Below are 18,862 nucleotides of genomic sequence, written 5' to 3'. Positions count from 1 at the left end.
TGCTATTAATATCGACTGGAAGAAACAATGTTTAATAGTTTTTTCTAACTTTTTGTTTCATTTTGTTACTTTTTGAAGAAATTTAGCATTCCTGATATATCTTTAGACGCTTGTTCGTTCTCGCTTAGGATTTGGTCGTAGATTTCTTTCCGGAAAATCTCGACATTTTTTGGCGCGTTGATGCCGATTTTGACCTGGTCATTTTTAGCAGAAATGATGGTGATTTCGATGTCATCACCAATCTTGATGGTTTCTCCGTTCTTTCTCGTCAGCACTAACATGGAAGTCACCCTTTCTGGAAGATGGGATGTTTCGTTTTATACTGGTCATTATTTAAAATGACCTGCTTCGCTTTTTGATTGGAAATATTAATAATTACCGGGCCTGTAGGTTGGCGGTTGTTTTTTCAAAGGGCTCCTGAACCGTTAGGATTGAAAAAACTACTACATCTTTTTCGTTTTTAAACTCCAATTCTTCAACTATTGAATCCTCAAGCTTAAAATCGTATTCCTTAAAAAAAGGAAACGGACTTGCCACCACAAATGCAAGATACGGTGTCGAGACTGATTGCATAACAGAAAAAGTATGATCATCCGATAAAGGCAGAATGATAAACTCCCTTTCCTCCTGAAAACCAGGTATCCCTTTTTCAAAATGCAGAATATCCTCTTTGTTAATTTCTATTTCATCATGATATTTCGTGTTAATTCGCATAATGTCATCCTCACTTTATATAGTCTGCTCATAATTGATTCCAATAAAATTCAGATTATCAAAATCAATTTTTAACGACTGATACTGCTTCATATTAATATCTACATTTCCTCGATCGTAATTAATCATTGGCTGATGGCTTCTGCTGTCGATGATCGGCTTGTTTACTCGCCAATTAATATCGAGCCTGCCTGGATCATAGTTAATTTGAACACTTCCCGGTGACGGAATCCAGCCAATTTTAAAATCGTATTGAGGTGTCTCGCTTTTCCGCTTTGCCTGACGGGCGATTGCACCGCCACCATTTTCAATCTTCATCATCTCTTCGCCCTCTTGTGCACGGCGGGCTATACCCGCAAGAAGATCCTGATGACCCTGTTGTGCAGCCTCTTCGATTCTCATCGGTGCACTTTTAAGATCGACATCCGCCCGGGCCATTGTTTGGTCGATCGTCAGCCTTGATGGAATCTTGTTTACCTGCATTTCGGCTTTTGGCTGCTGGATGCTTAAATCGGCAGGCTGCTGATGGATTTCAAGCTGGCCTTTTGCGAACGAATATCAATTTGTGCAAAAGTAGATTGCATTCTTATTTGTGGAAGTCTCATAAATTCTCCCCCTATCTAGCAAAAAAAGCTATTCAAAAAGAATAGCTTCTATCTTAAAAAGTCCATTAACGTTGGCTGGATGATTCTTGAACCGACACTGAGTGCTGCACGGTGAACACTTTCCTGAGTAGTCAGATCCATGATCACCTTTTCGATGTCTGCATCCTCATTATCAGAAAGAACCTGATTCGCCATGACACTTTGCTGGCCAAGTCGGTTTTCAATCATATCAAGCCTGTTGGAGCGAGCTCCAAGCTCTGAGCGTTCAGACGATGACGTTTCCATCACCTTGTCTAGCCTTGAAAGATATCCATTTAATTCACCAGAATTATTATTTTCCATCGCATTTTGAATGCCGCCGACAACATCAAATAATTCCTGGCTAAACACATTGGCTGGATTCACATTCGCTTTAAGTGAAACACCCTTTGACACTTCAACATTGTAATTATTGATGGCTGGATTAGTTAAATTAGCAGCCACAACGGGTGGCTCTTCCTGTGCAACAGGCGGATTCATGACATCATTGCCGTGAAAAATATATCGGCCGGCAATCTGCGTGTTGGCTGTTTTCACCAAATCCTGCTTCATTTGGCCAACCTCTGCCGCAATCGCATTACGATCCTCCGGTGTAAGGGATCCATTTTGCCCCTGTACCACAAGCTCACGAATTCTTTGCAGCGCGCTGTTTGCCTGCTCCATCCCAGCTTCGGAATTATCCATCCACAAATGAAGCTCGGACAAGTTTCGCTTATATTGATCTACCTCAGTCAAATCCGAACGGTAATGCATGCCCTTCATGGCGACAACCGGGTCGTCCGACGGCTTCGTGATTTTTTTGCCAGTAGAAAGCTGCTCCTGATATTTTCCCATTTTCAAATAACTGCTGCTTAAGTTCCTTAATGAGTTGGACGCTAGCATTGATTGAGTAATACGCATATCATTTCACCTATCTTCCGCCGGCTCCCATGCCGTTAATAATTTTATCCAGCATTTCATCCTGCAACGTGATCATTCTTGCCGAGGCATTATAGGCATGCTGAAACTGAATCATATTGGTCATTTCTTCATCTAATGAAACCGAGCTGACAGACTGCCGTTTTTCCTCTACCGCCTGCTGTAGGGAAGTACTATTTTGTGAAAGGCGTGTCGCTTCCTGGGATTTTACCGCCATGCTGCCAATGACACCCTGGTAATAGCTTTGGAAATCGGCCTGTTCATTTGCGCTGTACTCGTACTTGTTATTGATCACCCTAGCCAGAGCAAGCACATTGCTTCCATCACCAAGTGTTGCAATGGCCGGATCTCCGCTTGCTGTCGCGATATTATCAAGGCTGTTCTGGATATCGCCGGATAATTGAATCCTGCTAGCAAATCCTTTTTTATCAGAAATAGGAGCGTTTCCTGCATCCGCAAAAAATGAAATATCCTGTTTCTGTTTTGCCGTGATTTCATTCGGGCTGATTCCATCACTATGTACTTTGTTAAATTCGGTTGCAAACGTGTAGGCCAGGTTATCGAGCTTAGAAACCATATCTGTATATGTTCCTGTAGCTTGTCCGTTCTCTTCATATCCATATGACTCAATCAGCGACTTCAGCTTTCCGGTTGAATTCATCTGGGAAAAATCGATCGAGGAAGCGCCAAGCGTAAGCGTCTTAACGGATTCGTCCACGCCATCATAATTAACCTTCAGCTCGTTATAGCTATTATCGCCGAGCAGAACACCCAGCTGAGCTCCGTTATCACTCACTAATTTGATGACAGCTTTTCCTTCTGCATTTGGATCTGGATTCCCGCCGGATTTCACATAATCGACTTTAATATTGACCATTGAGGAAAGCTGATCGATCAATCGGTCGCGCTCATCATATAAATCATTCGGCAAATAGCCGTGCGGTTCCACGCTGCCAATTTGCTGGTTCACGTTATTTAATTGGAAAACAACTGAATTAACTTCTTTTACAGAGACATCTACCTGGTCCTTTTGGTCTTTTTGAATCGCTGTAAGAGAATTTGATACATAGTTAAAGGTCTCTGCAACTGCCTCTCCACGCTGGCGGACAACAGAGCGTGCCCCTGCATTGGTTGGGTCGACAGCTAAATCCTGCAGTGATTGCCAGAACTGGTTCATCGTGTTGGTGAGACCTGAATCGGATGGCTCATTCATGATATTTTCCATTTTATCCAGTGATTCCGAACGCGATTCCCAGTAGCCAAGCTTATTGTTTTCCCCTCTGTACTGGACATCGAGAAAGCTTTCACGCATCCTCTGAATTGAGCCTGCTTTTACGCCCGTCCCCATCTGTCCCGGCATTTGCGGCATATTCATGCCCTTTCCCGGATATGGTTCTGTTTGCTGGAAGTTTACACGCTGGCGTGAATAGCCCGGTGTGCTCGCATTTGATACGTTTTGTCCTGTTGTATATAAAGCGGTCTGCTGGGTAAACATTCCCCGGCGCGCTGTTTCTAATCCCATAAAGGTTGAACGCATGAAGGTTCCTCCAATTTAATCTCTTGTTAAGCTTTCGAATTAAACATTCCGGGCGAACGCCCCGGCTCATTTACCCTGCCAGCTGGCGGACCGTAGTTAAATTCCTCCGGTTGTGGTGCAATTAAATCCAGAGATAAATTGACAAACTGCAGTGATTGATAAATTAATTGCTGGTTTAGCTCATTTTTTTGCTGGATTTGAAAAACGATTTCTACCAACTCTGAACGCATTTGTTCGAGCATGATTTTTTCCTCGCCATGAAGAACAGTTAAGCAATCTGAAACGGAAGGCTTGTCCACTGCAGGCACAATTGCCGCTGCAAGATTCTGCCGCTCACTCTCAAGCTTGGAAATAGCAGTAATATGAGCCTGTTCTTCCTTCAAAAGCTGGGTCAGGGCATCCATGTCTCCCTTTTTAACAATATCTGTCTTCTTGTCAGCAAGTTCGCGAAGGCTACGGTGCAGCTTTAATAGCTTTCCCATCGCCGCGAGCAATTTTAACGAGTCCATGGTGTCCCCTCCCCTCGTCTATTTTTTCGTAAAGAAATTAACCATGCTTTTCGCAGTTTCTCTCGGGTCTACCTTGTATGTCCCATTTTCAACCTGGATTTTCAGCTGGTCAATTTTTGCCTGGCGCTGCTGGGAAACCTGGGAAACCTCCTGCATTTCCTTTGCAGTAGCAGAGATTTCAACCTTGTCTGTCGCCTTACCAGCCGTCTTGCTGACTTGATCAACTTTATTCATCTGGCGTTTATACGGATTGACTCCCTGCGTACCAAATGGATTGATTTTCATCGACATTCCCTCACTTTCATTACGAACCTTGTTCTCCTAATACTATTATCGGATAAAATCAATGATTTTTTAAATATTTTATTGATTAAGTTAAAATTATATCTTTATTACTATAAAAAAAAGCCGCACATCGATATGCAGCTTAGTTTCCCTCTGAAATATAGTAGGCAGATTTTTTTTCACGCCGTTGTATTTCCTGCTTCCGTTCTTCATCCGCTTCATGCTGCTTCAGATCCTGGCGCAGCTCGGTCTGGCACTTTTCACACAGCTTCCCTGTACGGATAATATGTCCGCACTTATCACACGGGTAGCCCAGATTCGGAAAATGAGCCAGCTGGATTCGCCCTTTTTTTATAAATTTAAGAAGCTTGTCTTCCTTTACACCCGTTTGCGTCACAACCTGCTCAATCGTTGCCGCGCGGTTTTCCCGTCTCCGCATAAAGGTATAAACGGTTTCATAATCATTTTCTTCCTGCTTCCAGCATTTCGGGCACACATCCCGAAATTGCGTTTTCACAAAAATCTCATTGCAGCCAGGACAGTTCTGTAAATTCTCCATTCAATATCCCCCTGATCGCTTCTATGTTTTTTTCATTATAACGTGTATGGAACAGGAAAGGAATGGGAGAAACATACTCAAAAAATAGAATCCTGCCTAACTTTTTTCCTCATTCTTTACTAATTTGCTTAATTCATCAAGTGTATATGGAGTGTGTTTGGCAATCTCGGAAAGGGGCATTCCTCTTTCCAATAAACTTTTTACAACATTAAAAATCCCCTCTTCCTTCGCATCTTCCATTCTGCTTCGTTCGTCCGAAAGGGCTTTTGCTCTTAACTCATACTCTCTTCGAGTTTCGGGATCAGCACTCAATTTCATCAGCTTTTCTTCAGAAAAATTCATGTGAACTCATTCCTTCTTTTTTAACATTGCTTCCAATTCTTCTTCCGTATACGGAGTGTGTTTGGCAACTTCCGAAAGGGGCATTCCACTATCTAAAAAACTTTGAACGACCTTTAATACTCCTTGGGTTATTCCTTTTTCGATTCCTTTTGCAATTCCTTTTTCGATACCTTGTGCAATTCCTTTTTCCATCCCCTCTTCTTTCGCATCTTCCATTCTGCTGCGTTCGTCCGAAAGGGCTTTTGCTCTTAACTCATACTCTCTTCGAGTTTCGGGATCGGCACTCAATTTCATCAGCTTTTCTTCTGCTTTATTAAGAATACTATCCATGTTAACAACCTCCCTTAACTGATCTTGCGGAATATCCTCTTTTAAAAATAATAACCAGCGGTGCAGGGGATTTTTTAAATTGTAATTTTCTTCCTCGAATTTTGGGAAATCGATGAAGTGTATTTCTATTAAGTCGGTTAATAATTGATTTGAACTGACTTCACGCAATTTAAAAATAGAATGAAACGATTCATACCTTAACTCTTCTAATTTAAATCCAAGAATATTAATGGCAACGGTCTTCTGTAATTGCTTGTAATTGCTTCCTGATTCGAAATCCTCCACAAAAAGCTTTGACCAGTAAAAAAGCGTTCTTGGAATCATATTTTTCTGGTTTACCAGTTGAACTTCAACATTAAATTTTTCACCTGTTATCGTTTTAGCCTTAATATCCAAAATGCCTAATTTATCTTCCTCAGTGGTTCTGTGAAGATTTTCATTCTCGATCGTCAAATTAACAATGTCGGAATTGAGTATTGCATTAAGAAACCCGATTAAAAGGTCCTTATCCTTCTCTTCTCCGAACAGTTTTTTAAAAAGGAAATCATTTAGTGGGTTAAGCCTTTTCATGTTTCTTCCTCCTGTAATTTTACCATAATTTTTCCTATTAATCATCAAACCACGGTTCATCCTCTTGCCAAGGTGAGCGACTGAATCGTTAAAGCACCTGCATCCTTTAAAAGTTTTGCTGCATGCCTTAGGGTCGAGCCTGTTGTGTAAATATCATCGACAAGGACGACGTTTTTCCCCATTAGATTTCTGTCGGTATGTAAATGAAACACCTGTGGTAGGTGAATACGTTCGGAGCGTGTTTTTTTCGATTGTTTTTCTGAGTGGATTCGGGTTAGGAGATGGCATGGCTTTTGGCCAGCCCCCAATATAAGTGCTTCGGCCTGGTTAAAGCCCCGCTCATAAAGCCGCTCATCACTTAAAGGGACGGGAATGTACAAATCAGCTTGCAAAGTGTTGATTTTTTCAGTCATGGGCTGGGAAAACGCTTTTGCAATCGCATAGTCCCCGCGATATTTAAAAAGCGCGATGACCTCCTTTAAAAAATCGTTATAAACATAGAGGGATGAATTTTTCAAAAGCAGGCCACTCCACTGGGAATCATCCTCCCAACGGACGCAGTCGAGGCAAAGCTCGTCCTGCCGAAACTGCTCTTCTGATGGGGTAAACGAACGCCCGCATATATGGCATGTCTCCCCTTTAATCGTCTCGAGCTTGCCCTCGCATTCCTCGCACAAAAAGTGTCCTTTTTCGATTGAAAAAATAGAGTTCCAGCCGATTGGTGGATTGATTACTTCGTGGCATATCAAACAGCGGTCAAATTGGAAAAAACCTTTCGCCATACTACATTCCCCCTCCATCCAGCAGTCCTTTTTGAAAACCCTCCCGGTTCATCGCGATAATCTGCTTTCTTGCCTTTAGCATCGCTTCTGTTTTTCCGTAATGGAAGAATACGATGTCGCCAGTCGGGAAATCCGCACTCCTTCCGGCCGCCCGGAAATTTGGACAAGGGCACTTTCTGTAAAAATATCATCCTCCGCTCCTATTACCGCCACATCGATATTGGGAAAGGTCACGCCCCGTTCAAGAATCGTTGTCGTAAGCAGCAGCGGAATCTCTTTATTGCGCATCTTCATCACTTTTTCCTTTCGCAATGGGTCTTCGGCATGGACAGCCTCAATCGTTGAATCAAGCTGTTGTAGGACAGGGAGAGCTTTTTCCATTAATTTTATATGGGGAAAAAATAACAGAGTCTGTTTGCGAAGCTGAAGACGTTGTTGAACCCATTTGAGGATGTTTGAGGGCAGTCTTCCTTTCAGAAGCTGTTTCTTCCAGTTGCCACACCAGGAGAATACGGGTACAGGAAGCGGATGGCGATGAAATCTCGCCGGGATCGTGACGAAGTTTCTTTTTCCTGTCCGGCACTCCCTCTGCCATTTTTGATTCGGCGTTGCTGTCAGATAGATCATGGCCGATTCAGGCTTTCGCGCCTGGATGGCTGCATGCTGAAGAGATTCCTCCGCAGTGTAGGGAAATGCGTCCACTTCATCGAGGATAAGTGTGTCAAAGGCATGGTAAAAGCGGAGCAGCTGGTGGGTGGTCGCAATTGTGAGGGGGGCAAAAACATGTCGATCCTCGCTGCCTCCATACAGAGACGCAACGGGAATGTTCGGAAAGGCGGCCTTCAGCCTTGGGGTGAGTTCGAGAACGACATCCGTGCGTGGTGTCGCGATACAGACTCTTTTTTGATCGGCGAGAGCCGCTTCAATTCCTGCAAAAAGAACCTCCGTTTTTCCTGCGCCGCATACGGCCAGACAAGAAGATCCTCATTGTGTCGGACCGCTGCGATTACCCGATTTGACGCTGTGGTCTGGCCTTTCTGATAAAATCCCCCTCCACTCCAGGATTTCGTCTGGAAGGTCGGGAGCGGGTGGCGGTCCTTGCCAACTGATGAGTGGTGTGCACTCACTGATTCGTCCCATCATAATGCACTTTCTGCAATAGAGACATTTTTCACCGCACCTAGAGCACGGGAAACGTGCGAACCATTGCTCGTCACTGTTGCCGCAGCGGGCACACCTGGGATTTTTGCCCTTGTAAGTGATTCCTTTACGGTATTGGATATAACCATTTTCATAGTGTTCATGGATTTCGGTTATAGGAATGGGGAGGTCATCGAGAAGGAGCTGTTTTCCAGTGAGAAAGGATTGGAGGTCTTGATTGAAGGGGAAGTCGGGATTGATTATGAACTCAGGCAGTGTTGAAATGTGTGAAATAGGGAGTGAACTTTCAACCAATTCAGTAACTGGAACGAGCTTTTCTTTTTCGATTAAAAATCGCAAAATGTCACCTTCTTAATTTTTGGGAGCTAGTGATTGAAGATCGTATTCTCTATCTTTCGTTTTTCCAGTAACGGGAAGGTTTAGCGACCGGAGAAATTTCTGTGCAATGCCAATGGTCGGGAGATGGAGGAAACGCCGCAATTCGGAATTAGTAATGGTGGAATTTATGAGGAGGCAATAATCTCCGAGGCCTTGAAAATAAGCATCCTTTGATTGAGCTTGGCAGGCATAGCCATTTGCCTTTTTTGTACTGCATCGGACGATAGGAGCACTCAGGACAATGAACACCTGTTAATATTTCATTTTTCTCGATGCCATACTTTTTTTTAATAGCAAGTTTCTTTGGCTCATGCTTTTTTATCAGCAGCCGAGTCGCTTTTTGCAATGTTTTTAAATCAAGAATGTCTTTTTTATATCTGTTTTCCACTTTCTCTATTCTTCCGTGGAGGGAATGGACATGACAAACTTTTTGAAGAACGGGAGCACCGAGGGGCAGGAGAATAGTCGATGAATGGCTGATGACGACTTGAAAATCATACGGAACCACAGGAATCATATTACGCTGGAGAAGAGCTTTGAGGAGCTTTATCTGGCGTTGTACCTGAGAAATTGGATACTGTACACCTTCCTTTTTTCCATTATACGTTTGAAATAATTGTTCACTTGACTCATCAAAATATAATTCCCCTCCTAAATTTTTCGACTCAAGAATCATACCAAATTTTGTGGTTAATAGGAGTGTGTCAATTTGAAAATGCATATCATCGTAAGGAAGTCGCAGACCGTGAAAAATGACATAATCTTTTTTTGAAAGCATTTTTAAAGGATAATCCATGGCTTCTTCCCCATAATGTCCGGCATTCTTTTTATATAAGTCTTTATCGATTGCCGGTAATGCAGGATGGTTAGGCATCAATCTTCTTTTTAAAGCATTATTTACAATAATCTCTATAGGTATTGTCCTTTGTTTTACAATCAATAGCTTCACACTCCTCTTTTTTTGAAAAAATTCTCGTTTTGGCTGCTTTATTCCTGCCTCGAATCAGTAATTTTGAAAATTCGTCACAAATACAACGTGCGACCTCTCTTTTGATACTTATTGAGTGATCTATTTCGCTGAATTAGTGGTCTTTCTCGCCGGTTTTTCTATTTATCTCGCAGACTTTCTGTTTATTCTCGCGCGTTTTCATAAGAATCTCGCGGAATTAACCGATTATTTCGCCGCAAGCCCTTCAAAGGATCAATTACCTCCTGGCCCGGGTACTATCATTCATGTGTCGGCAGCTCGCCACCTATTTGATCCCTCATATCAGCTCGTCCGGGCCAGTTTTTATAAAAACCCTGACGGCCAGAGCCGGAAGGGCAGCAAATTGTCACTCTCGAATCTTTTTTAGTAGAATCCTTCCGTTTTCTCGCGAAATATCCGTTTTTCTCGCCGGTTTTTCTATTTATCTCGCGGACTTTCTGTTTTTTCTCCTGCGTTTTCAAAACAATCTCGCGGAATTAACCGTTTATTTCGCCGCAAATCTCTTCAAAGATCAATTACCTCTTGGCCCTGGTACTATCATTCATGTATCGGCAGCTCACCACCAATTTGAGCTCTCCTATCCGATCGTCCGGGCCATTTTTTATAAAAACCCTTCCGGCCAGAGCCGGAAGGGCAGCAAATCGTCGCTGTCGAACCATTTTTAGTAGAATCCTTCCGTTTTCTCGCGAAATATCCGTTTTTCTCGCTGGTTTTTCTATTTATCTCGCGGACTTTTACGATATTCTCGCGCGTTTTCATAAAAATCTCGCGGAATTAACCGATTAGTTCGCCGCAAGCCTCTTCAAAGGATCAATTACCTCCTGGCCCGGGTACTATCATTCATGTGTCGGCAGCTCGCTACTTATTTGAGCCCTCATATCCGCTCGTCCGGGCCATTTTTTATAAAAACCCTGACGGCCAGAGCCGGAAGGGCAGCAAATTGTCACTGGCGAACCTATTTTTAGTAGAATCATTCCGTTTTCTCGCGGAATATCCGTTTTTCTCGCCGGTTTTTCTATTTATCTCGCGGACTTTGCTGTTTTTCTCGAGCGTTTTCATAACAATCTCGCGGAATTAACCGATTATTTCGCCGCAAGCCCTTCAAAGGATCAATTACCTCTTGGCCCTGGTCCTATCATTCATGTGTCGGCAGCTCGCTACCTATTTGAGCCCTCATATCCGCTCGTCCGGGCCATTTTTTATAAAAACCCTGACGGCCAGAGCCGGAAGGGCAGCAAATCGTCGCTGCCGAACCATTTTTAGTAGAATCCTTCCGTTTTCTCGCGGAATATCCGTTTTTCTCGCGGACTTTGCTGTTTTTCTCGCGCGTTTTCATAAGAATCTCGCGGAATTAACCGATTATTTCGCCGCAAGCCTCTTCTAAGGATTAATTACCTCCTGGCCCTGGTACGATCGCTCACCATCCTTTTCAGTTTCATCCTCTCTCGTCCTGGCCAATTTAAAAACCCTTCCGGCTCAAGCCGAAAGGGCAACACAGCAAACTTATTTCTTCACCCATCCCATTCCCATGGCGCCTTCGCCTAGGTGTGTGCCGATGACTGCTCCGAAGTAGCCAAGCATGAATTCTACATTTGGGAACTCGGCCTCAAGCTCGGACTTCCATTCAAGAGCTTCTGTTTCCCGGTTGGCGTGGATGATGACGGCCCGGTATGCCTCATCTCCAGCGGCGACTTCACCCAACCGCTCGGCGATACGCTTCATTGCCCGCTTGCGGGTGCGGATTTTTTCAAACGGGACAATTTTTGCATCAACAAAATGAAGAAGTGGCTTTACCTGAAGCAGGCTGCCAATCAATGCCTGAGCGCTCGACAGGCGTCCGCCCCGCTGAAGATGCCCCAGATCGTCTACCATGAAATAGGCATCGGCCGATTTCTTCATTTCCTCAAGACGGTTCATAATAGCCTCCGGAGACTCTCCCCTTGCAGCCCATTCTGCGGCCTCGAGCACATAAAAGCCCTGTACCATGCAGCTGATTTCCGAATCAAACGGATATACCTTGATGTCTTCAACCATGCCCGCCGCTGTTACGGCTCCCTGATATGTTCCGCTGATGCCGCTTGAAAGGTGGATGCTCACTACAGCGTCGTACTCCGCCGAAAGCCGTTCAAACAGCTCAACAAATTCTCCGACAGGCGGCTGCGAAGTGGTCGGCAGCTTTCGGTTTTTAACCTCTTCAAAAAAATCCAGTGCGTCTATATCTACTTCTTCTCGATAAACTTCATTTCCAAATATCACATTCAGTGGAATCATGTAAATGTTCCATTTATCGCGCAATTCCTTCGGTATGTACGCCGTACTATCCGTAACGACTGCCGTTTTCATAAGAAATACCGTCCTTATCTTTTTCTCTACATTATGTATTTATCATATTCTATATGAAAATAGTAGAATTTGCATCCGTTTACAATGAAGTAATCCTAAAAAAACCGCACCATCCATAGTGGACGGCGCGGCCTAAACGAATCATTATTTATTAAGCTTAACAATTCTGCCTTCGATTTGCGGATTCACTTCACCTTTGGCGCTAAGATAATTGACTAACGCATCAAGGTCAACAACATCAGTCGCACGGTTTGTTCCTTGAAGAAGGACGCTGTAGCCGTCACCGCCGCCAGCCATAAAGCTGTTCACTGTAACAGTGTAGTTTTGGTCTGGCACAATTGGAGTTCCGTCATCTTTTGTCAAAGAAACGACGCGGCTGCCAATTGCTAATGAATCATTATATTGAACCTTTAATCCTGCGACCTTTAGAATACGAGTACTTGTTGGGCTCCACTGCTGTTCAAATAACGCCTTGATTTGGGCACCTGTCAACGTCATTTTCACTAAATCGTTGCCGAAAGGCTGGACAGTGAATGCTTCCTTCCATGTGATATCTCCAGCAACGATATCTGCACGTATGCCGCCCGCATTCATGAACGCAAAGTCAGTACCAGTTTGCGCTTTCATGGAATCAGCAATCAAATTCCCCATTGCAGACTCTCCATCAGCATTTTCTGTACGGCTGATAAAATTAGGAGTTTTTCCAATGACTCTATTTAAAATTGGAGCCGCATCCGCAACATACTTATCGATCATCGCCTTAATTTCGGCATCAGGCTGAATCTTGTCACGGTATGTTGTAACGATTTCCGCTTTTTTAGAAATAACGTTTTTCGTATTTGGATCGATCGTTAAATCAACATCAGCAAAAGCTGTTCCATAGGAATAGGCTTCGACAATCAATTTTCCATCAACTGTTGTATTCGCGTATTTATGATTGTGGCCGCCGAACATTACATCGACTTCATCGTCCACTTTATTAGCAATTTCAGCTAATTCATCTTTTGGATTGGATCCGTCCTGATCAGATGTTACAGGATTATGCGCAAGGACAACAATCGTTTTTACGCCCTTTTTCTTTAATTCTGCAGCATATTTGTTGATAGATTCCGCCTCATCTAAAAACTTAACGCCTGCTACTCCGCTTGGAATAACGATATTTGGCGTATCAGTTAGCGTAACACCAATAAAACCGATATCAACGCCGTTAATTTTTTTAATAACATATGGATTTAAAATAGGCTTGTTTGTTACAGCATCAACAACATTCGCTGATACATATGGGAATTGTGCCCCTTCAAATGGGCCGTATTTATCAACTGTCTTCGGATGGGCGCCGCCTTTGATGAGACGCATCATTTCCTGGACGCCTTCATCAAATTCATGGTTACCAAGCGTGCCAACATCAAAGCCCATCTTGTTTAAGAATCTGATTGTCGGTTCATCCTGAAGCAATGCAGAAACTGGAGAGCTTGCTCCAACCATGTCTCCTGCATGCACGAGCAATGTATTTGGGTTTGTTGCTTCTCGCTGCTTCAGGTAAGCAGCTAAATATTCAGCGCCGCCCGCATTTAGCTTTGTATCATACGTATCCAGTTGGCCATGAAAATCATTAATGCCAAGAATCTGGACTTCGAAGGGTTTTGCAGCGTTCATCGGTGTGAAATTTTTATGTAGCTCAGCAAGTGTATTTTTGGCTGCTAAAATTTTTGCGCCAATAGCCGCAACCTTTTTATAAGCAGCATTTACATCCGCTGTTTTTCCATATTTTCTTGAAACCTGATCAACTTGCTTTTTTAAGGCATTCAGCTGATTTGAATAAGAGTATACCTTTCCAAGAGTACCCCTATAGAAAGCCAATTCCGCTTCCTTAGATTTCGGTTTTGAGTAAAAATCAGCTGTCACTTTAGCCGTTACAGCTACATTTACCTCCACCTTCACAAGATTTTTATTAATAGGAGCTAATTTCTTCGCTGCTTCTTTTACTTTTTCATACCCATGATGCTTAGAGCCTTTTTTCACTTCCACCTTATGCTTTGAAACTGGTTTTGCAGCATCAACTGTTGGTGCAAAAACTAATCCAAGGACAAGGGCAGGCGCAACAACTTTAAGTAGATTCTTCACTCAATAACCTCCTAAATAATGTTTGTTTTACCATATATATTTCGAATGGATATGTAATTTTTTGACTAAAAATTCTAAAAAAAGTTTATTTTTCGATAAAAAGTTTGCCTTAAATGATTATTTTCGGAAATTTCATAAGTAATCTCGCTTGTTTTCCACTTTTTCTCGCCGGGTTTTCGATTAATTTCGCGGATTTTTGAAGTTATTTCGCGCGTTTTCGAAAGAATCTCGCGGGATTAACCGATTATTTCGCCGTAAGCTCATTCAAGGGGATCAATTACCTCTTGGCCTTGGTACCATCATTCATATGATAGAAGCTCGCCACCTATTTGGAGCCTCATATCCTCGCGACCAGGCCAATTTATTTAATAACCCTTTCGGACAGGAGCCGGAAGGGCAGCAAATTGTCTTTAAACAGGGGGAACCACCCGTTTTATTCGATCTTCTCGCTCAATAGACCACTTTTCTCGCCGTTTTTCCGATTAATCTCGCCGACTTTTAAATTTATTTCGCACCTTTCCAAAAGAATCTCGCGCGTTTCACCATTAATCTCGCGAAAACCCTTTTCTAAAAAAAATAGCCCCCTCGCAGTCGGCGAACCAATGCGAGGGGGCTCTATTAATTTATGGATTCGTTGGTGTCGTTGGATCTGGTGTTGGTGTTGGTGCCGGGTCCGCTGGTGGAGTAGTTGGATCCGGTGTTGGCGCCGGGTCAGTCGGTGTTGTAGTCGGATCTGGTGTTGTAGTTGGATCCGGTGTTGTAGTTGGATCCGGTGTTGTAGTCGGATCTGTCGCTGGTTCAGCAGGTTTAAATTTGCTGTGGAAATCAGTGAGCTTTTTGTTTGTTTCCGTTATGCTATCGATCAGTGCAGTCACTTTTGTGTATGCTGCTGTTACGGCATCAGTCTTTCCGTATTTTTTTGATACGTGATCAAGCTGCTTTTTCAGTGCATTTAGCTGATTTGTACTAGCTTTTAACTTACCTGATGTACTTTTAAAGAATTCTGTTTCAGCTTCCTGAGTTGTGCCAGTCTTTTTGTAAAAATCATCAACATTTTTAGTAAGCTTTGCCACGCCTGCTTCTACTTTAGCGATATTTTTATTAATCGGCATCAATTGCTTTGCTGCTTCTTTGGCTTTGGCAGCTGCTTTCTTTGCTGCTTCTTTAGCTTTTGCGGCTGCTTTCTTTGCCGCTTCTCTGGTCTTTTTGTCTGCTTTCTTTGCTGATTCCTTGGCCTTCTCGGCTGCTTTCTTTGCTGCTTCTTTAGCCTTTTCATCTGCTTTCTTTGCTGCTTCTTTAGCCTTTTCAGCTTCCTTTGCTTTTGCTTCTTCTTTGTCCTTTGCAGCTTCTTCTGCTTTAGCTGCTTCCTTTACCTTTACCTCTTCTTTACTCTTTTCAGCTTCTTTCCCCTTTTCGCTTTCTTTTTCAACAACCTTATTTTGCGGGGATGGTTTCGCAGCGTCCACTGATGGTGCAAATACTAATCCAAGGGCGAGGGCGGGAACAGCGACTTTAAGTAATGAATTTTTCATAAAATCCTCCTGTCGGTTTTCGTTTTCTTTTTTTATATCGAAAAAAACTGTCGAATTTTTACTAAATTTTCTAAAAATGATTCTATCGGCTTAATACATTTCTACTTGTATGATATAAATCGACTGCAAAATATCCTTTTTCTGGACAAAAAAACCCCCTCCGCATTCGGAAGGGGATTTAAGCTTTTTATCGTACCTCGACCCAGCCATTCTTGATGGCTACGACTACTGCCTGGGTGCGGTCATTTACATTCATTTTTTGCAGGATATTGCTGACATGGTTTTTAACTGTTTTTTCACTGATGTACAATGCTTCGCCAATTCCGCGGTTGCTTTTTCCGTCAGCAAGCATTTGCAGAACCTCACACTCGCGTCGTGTCAGCAAGTGAAGCGGGCGGCGGATTTCAATTCCCATAATTCCTGTAGTGCTGCTCTCTTCGCCACTTGCAAGCAGGCGGCGGTATTCGTTCACTAGGTTATGCGTTACGCGCGGGTGCAAGTAAGATCCGCCGTCAGCGACAACCTTGACTGCATCGATTAGCGCGTCGGCGTCCATTTCCTTCAGCAGGTATCCTCTTGCTCCTGTTTGCAGGGCATGCATGACATAGTTTTCGTCATCATGGATGGAAAGAATAATTACTTTTGAATCTGGGTATTTTTCTGTTACAAGGGCTGTCGCCTCTACACCATTCATGGTTGGCATGTTAATGTCCATAATAACAACATCAGGGCGATGTTCCGCGATTAAGCCGATTGCTTCGCTTCCGTCGTCACCTTCTGCAATAACCTGGAAAGACTTTTCAAACTCTAAAATCCTTTTTACCCCTTCACGAAATAATTGATGGTCGTCGATAATTACGATTCTTGTCGTCAAACCTTTCGCCTCCCTGTAACTGTCTCTAATCTTTATCTAAAAATGGAATTTGAATAAATATCAGGGTGCCAGCACCCTTTTTGGAGTCGATCGTCATTTCTCCTTCTAATAAATCGACCCGTTCCTTCATGCCGACCAACCCGAATGAGTCAGCTCTCCTGTTGCCCATTTCAAAACCTTTGCCATCATCCTTGATGATAACGGTAATGGCCGATTTTTGAATTTCAAGCTTTACATTGATTTCCTTTGCATCTGCATGCTTTAAGGCATTTTGCACGGATTCCTGAATTAGCCGGAAAAGGGCAACCTCGTATTTAGAAGGAAGCCTGCGCTCCTCGCCATGCTTTTAAAGGAAATAGCGGTTTTCTTATGATATTCTTCGATTGTCTGTAAGTATTTTTTCAATGTTGGTACGAGCCCCAAGTCATCCAGAGCCATTGGACGCAGATCATAAATAATTCGGCGCACCTCGTAAAGAGATGACCTTACCATCTGCTTAAAGCTTTTGATTTCAGTCAGAGCTTCATCGGCTCCTCTTTCCCGATAGATGCGTTCGATCAAATCGGATCTCATCATCACATTCGCAAGCATCTGGTGGCTGTTATGAATTTCCCTGGATAATCGCTTTCGCTCTTCTTCCTGGGCTTCAATGATTTTCAGGCGAAATCCTGTCTTAATTTGGCATCCTCCAGAATCTCACCCACTTGCCTTAAGTCACTCATCAAATAATTCATGACAACGGATATTTGGGAGACAAGGTTTTCAGCCCGTTCAATCGTTTCATTCAAGCCAAGCAATCTTCTTTCCAGGTCATCCCTGCGATCGCGAAGCTGCTTTTCCATTTGGCGGTTCAGAGTAAGCTCCATCTGCAGCTGATGTGCCTTCTCATAAGCCTCGCGCACCTCTGCTTCCGAGTAATTTTTAAAATGCATGCTTACTTCGGAAAGCCGTTTTCTCGCGAGCCGAGCTTGTCCGTCAAGAAGGTCTCCGTTATTAATGGTCTGGGCAACCAATACCTTTACTTCTTTTAACTCTGAGGTGATGGTTTCATGGTCATTTCGGCAATTTTCGCCAATGCGAAAAATCTCGTGCTTGCTGCTGCCAACAGTTTCAATCATTTTTTCTAAAATAAGATCGAGTGCCTTTGTATCAAAATTCTTAATCGTCATGATGATTCCTCCAAAGGAAAAAACCACTGGGTTTAACATATTTTAACTTGAATTACAGTCTGATACTATTGATATCCTGCGAAAAATCTCCAAATTTCGAAAAAATCAGCAAAAAGTTGTATACTAATTATACTATTATGTATCTTTTAGCCTATATGCAATTCCTTTAAACATTTTACCATCATGACAACCGAACTACTAATTCGTTGTTAATATTATTTTACAAAATAGAATTTTGCACAATGGAAATCTTTATTCATTATACCATGTGAAATATTACTCAATATTAAAGTTTATTTACAATCGCTTAAAAAGTCCCTTTTTCACAGCCAAGCGAAATATAATAGACTTTGTTGCTTAAGCAAGACAGCAATTTCCGCCATATGCAGATTGCTTTTCTTGCATAGAGTTCTGAAGGAAGTCAGTTTAAAATAGCAGCAAGTAAGAAAGGAGCCGCGCGATGCTGGCCTCATACTATACAGTCAAAGAATACGGTGAGCATGAAATTGTGGTTGAAAAATCCCGGTTCATTGCATATATATCTAGAGCGGAAACAGAGGAGCAGGCCAGGACTTCATTCAGATGATAAAGAAGAAGAATTGGGGCGCCACCCACAATTGCTCAGCCTATTTGATTGGGGAAACCGACCATATCCAGAAGGCGAACGACGACGGGGAACCAAGCGGCACGGCAGGAGTTCCAATGCTTGAGGTCCTGAAGAAAAAGAAGCTCAAGGATACCGTGGTGGTGGTCACAAGGTATTTTGGCGGCATTAAGCTGGGCGCCGGCGGGCTCATCCGTGCGTACGGAAAAGCGACGTCAGAAGGAATCAAGGCAACAGGCGTCGTTGAACGGAAGCTGATGCAAATCATGCACACGACAGTAGACTATACATGGCTTGGCAAGGTGGAAAATGCTCTGCGCACCTCTCCTTTCATATTAAGAACCATTCAATATTTAGATAATGTGGTATTCGAGGTTTATGTCCAAGAGGATCAAAAAGACAGCTATAACGAATGGATAACAGAGCTGACAAATGGCCAGGCGGCAACAGTCCAGCAAGATGTGGTTTATTTGGAAACAGAAACAGATTCCGAATAAAA

The 18,862-nt window shown here is 43.0% G+C and carries 16 protein-coding genes and 4 pseudogenes; 2 read left to right on the top strand and 18 right to left on the bottom strand.

Translation table 11 applies throughout. The features are described from left to right. Positions 1 to 65: 65 nt before the first annotated feature. From csrA to RCG23_RS14675, 15 genes and pseudogenes are all read right to left on the bottom strand, one after another. The gene (gene csrA / locus RCG23_RS14745; RefSeq protein ID WP_308176334.1) at positions 66 to 281 is read right to left on the bottom strand and encodes a carbon storage regulator CsrA; all 216 of its coding nucleotides are present in this window, start codon (positions 279 to 281) and stop codon (positions 66 to 68) included. A gap of 5 nt (positions 282 to 286) precedes the next feature. Then, positions 287 to 714, bottom strand: a pseudogene (gene fliW / locus RCG23_RS14740) (flagellar assembly protein FliW). Positions 715 to 729: 15 nt separating this feature from the next. Then, the gene (locus RCG23_RS14735; RefSeq protein ID WP_308180069.1) at positions 730 to 1,218 is read right to left on the bottom strand and encodes a DUF6470 family protein; all 489 of its coding nucleotides are present in this window, start codon (positions 1,216 to 1,218) and stop codon (positions 730 to 732) included. Between the two features lie 149 nt (positions 1,219 to 1,367). Next, complete coding sequence (gene flgL, locus RCG23_RS14730; RefSeq protein ID WP_308176333.1) at positions 1,368 to 2,258, bottom strand: flagellar hook-associated protein FlgL; 891 nt, start codon at positions 2,256 to 2,258, stop codon at positions 1,368 to 1,370. Between the two features lie 10 nt (positions 2,259 to 2,268). After that, positions 2,269 to 3,813: a flagellar hook-associated protein FlgK gene (gene flgK / locus RCG23_RS14725; protein WP_308176332.1), complete on the bottom strand. Its 1,545-nt coding sequence runs from the start codon at positions 3,811 to 3,813 to the stop codon at positions 2,269 to 2,271. 26 nt (positions 3,814 to 3,839) lie between these two features. After that, entirely contained in the window at positions 3,840 to 4,322 is a 483-nt protein-coding gene (locus tag RCG23_RS14720; protein WP_308176331.1) for a flagellar protein FlgN, read from the bottom strand. 18 nt (positions 4,323 to 4,340) lie between these two features. After that, positions 4,341 to 4,607: a flagellar biosynthesis anti-sigma factor FlgM gene (gene flgM, locus RCG23_RS14715; protein ID WP_308176330.1), complete on the bottom strand. Its 267-nt coding sequence runs from the start codon at positions 4,605 to 4,607 to the stop codon at positions 4,341 to 4,343. A 142-nt stretch (positions 4,608 to 4,749) separates the two neighbouring features. Beyond that, positions 4,750 to 5,166, bottom strand: a complete 417-nt coding sequence (locus tag RCG23_RS14710; protein ID WP_308176329.1) for a TIGR03826 family flagellar region protein — start codon at positions 5,164 to 5,166, stop codon at positions 4,750 to 4,752. Positions 5,167 to 5,262: 96 nt separating this feature from the next. Next, positions 5,263 to 5,508: a hypothetical protein gene (locus RCG23_RS14705; protein ID WP_308176328.1), complete on the bottom strand. Its 246-nt coding sequence runs from the start codon at positions 5,506 to 5,508 to the stop codon at positions 5,263 to 5,265. Between the two features lie 6 nt (positions 5,509 to 5,514). Further along, complete coding sequence (locus RCG23_RS14700; RefSeq protein WP_308176327.1) at positions 5,515 to 6,408, bottom strand: Rpn family recombination-promoting nuclease/putative transposase; 894 nt, start codon at positions 6,406 to 6,408, stop codon at positions 5,515 to 5,517. A 56-nt stretch (positions 6,409 to 6,464) separates the two neighbouring features. Further along, a complete protein-coding gene (locus RCG23_RS14695; protein WP_308176326.1) occupies positions 6,465 to 7,190 on the bottom strand; it encodes a ComFC family protein in 726 nt (241 codons plus the stop codon). A 1-nt stretch (position 7,191) separates the two neighbouring features. Next, a pseudogene (locus RCG23_RS14690) lies at positions 7,192 to 8,690 on the bottom strand (DEAD/DEAH box helicase). Positions 8,691 to 8,838: 148 nt separating this feature from the next. Further along, positions 8,839 to 9,669: a nuclease-related domain-containing protein gene (locus RCG23_RS14685; protein WP_308176325.1), complete on the bottom strand. Its 831-nt coding sequence runs from the start codon at positions 9,667 to 9,669 to the stop codon at positions 8,839 to 8,841. A gap of 1,551 nt (positions 9,670 to 11,220) precedes the next feature. Then, positions 11,221 to 12,060, bottom strand: a complete 840-nt coding sequence (locus RCG23_RS14680; RefSeq protein ID WP_308176324.1) for a DegV family protein — start codon at positions 12,058 to 12,060, stop codon at positions 11,221 to 11,223. Positions 12,061 to 12,204: 144 nt separating this feature from the next. Then, complete coding sequence (locus RCG23_RS14675; protein WP_374049758.1) at positions 12,205 to 14,184, bottom strand: bifunctional metallophosphatase/5'-nucleotidase; 1,980 nt, start codon at positions 14,182 to 14,184, stop codon at positions 12,205 to 12,207. A 196-nt stretch (positions 14,185 to 14,380) separates the two neighbouring features. Here RCG23_RS14675 and RCG23_RS14670 point away from each other — a divergent pair, with 196 nt between their 5' ends. Continuing rightward, positions 14,381 to 14,641 (top strand): hypothetical protein, encoded by a 261-nt coding sequence (locus RCG23_RS14670; RefSeq protein WP_308176323.1) that lies wholly within the window; start codon positions 14,381 to 14,383, stop codon positions 14,639 to 14,641. A gap of 166 nt (positions 14,642 to 14,807) precedes the next feature. Here RCG23_RS14670 and RCG23_RS14665 read toward each other — a convergent pair whose 3' ends face one another. The 3 genes and pseudogenes from RCG23_RS14665 to RCG23_RS14655 form a co-directional block, all read right to left on the bottom strand. After that, the gene (locus RCG23_RS14665; protein ID WP_308176322.1) at positions 14,808 to 15,716 is read right to left on the bottom strand and encodes a hypothetical protein; all 909 of its coding nucleotides are present in this window, start codon (positions 15,714 to 15,716) and stop codon (positions 14,808 to 14,810) included. Between the two features lie 187 nt (positions 15,717 to 15,903). Continuing rightward, the gene (locus RCG23_RS14660) at positions 15,904 to 16,590 is read right to left on the bottom strand and encodes a response regulator (protein WP_308176321.1); all 687 of its coding nucleotides are present in this window, start codon (positions 16,588 to 16,590) and stop codon (positions 15,904 to 15,906) included. A 25-nt stretch (positions 16,591 to 16,615) separates the two neighbouring features. Next, a pseudogene (locus RCG23_RS14655) lies at positions 16,616 to 17,759 on the bottom strand (sensor histidine kinase). A gap of 460 nt (positions 17,760 to 18,219) precedes the next feature. Here RCG23_RS14655 and RCG23_RS14650 point away from each other — a divergent pair. Further along, positions 18,220 to 18,860 (top strand): annotated as a pseudogene (locus RCG23_RS14650) (YigZ family protein). The last annotated feature ends 2 nt before the right edge of the window (positions 18,861 to 18,862 follow it).

This window comes from Neobacillus sp. PS3-34, from assembly GCF_030915465.1.
Classification (GTDB): domain Bacteria; phylum Bacillota; class Bacilli; order Bacillales; family Cytobacillaceae; genus Neobacillus_A.
Note: the sequence above shows the minus strand (reverse complement) of the source record. Positions and strands in the feature narration are given on the sequence as shown.

Coding starts and splice junctions, on each gene's coding strand:
- flgK (WP_308176332.1), bottom strand. CDS start 3,813: ATGCGTTCAACCTTTATGGGATTAGAAACAGCGCGCCGGGGAATGTTT.
- csrA (WP_308176334.1), bottom strand. CDS start 281: ATGTTAGTGCTGACGAGAAAGAACGGAGAAACCATCAAGATTGGTGAT.
- flgL (WP_308176333.1), bottom strand. CDS start 2,258: ATGCGTATTACTCAATCAATGCTAGCGTCCAACTCATTAAGGAACTTA.
- RCG23_RS14710 (WP_308176329.1), bottom strand. CDS start 5,166: ATGGAGAATTTACAGAACTGTCCTGGCTGCAATGAGATTTTTGTGAAA.
- RCG23_RS14700 (WP_308176327.1), bottom strand. CDS start 6,408: ATGAAAAGGCTTAACCCACTAAATGATTTCCTTTTTAAAAAACTGTTC.
- RCG23_RS14680 (WP_308176324.1), bottom strand. CDS start 12,060: ATGAAAACGGCAGTCGTTACGGATAGTACGGCGTACATACCGAAGGAA.
- flgM (WP_308176330.1), bottom strand. CDS start 4,607: ATGAAAATCAATCCATTTGGTACGCAGGGAGTCAATCCGTATAAACGC.
- RCG23_RS14695 (WP_308176326.1), bottom strand. CDS start 7,190: ATGGCGAAAGGTTTTTTCCAATTTGACCGCTGTTTGATATGCCACGAA.
- RCG23_RS14705 (WP_308176328.1), bottom strand. CDS start 5,508: ATGAATTTTTCTGAAGAAAAGCTGATGAAATTGAGTGCTGATCCCGAA.
- RCG23_RS14665 (WP_308176322.1), bottom strand. CDS start 15,716: ATGAAAAATTCATTACTTAAAGTCGCTGTTCCCGCCCTCGCCCTTGGA.
- RCG23_RS14720 (WP_308176331.1), bottom strand. CDS start 4,322: ATGGACTCGTTAAAATTGCTCGCGGCGATGGGAAAGCTATTAAAGCTG.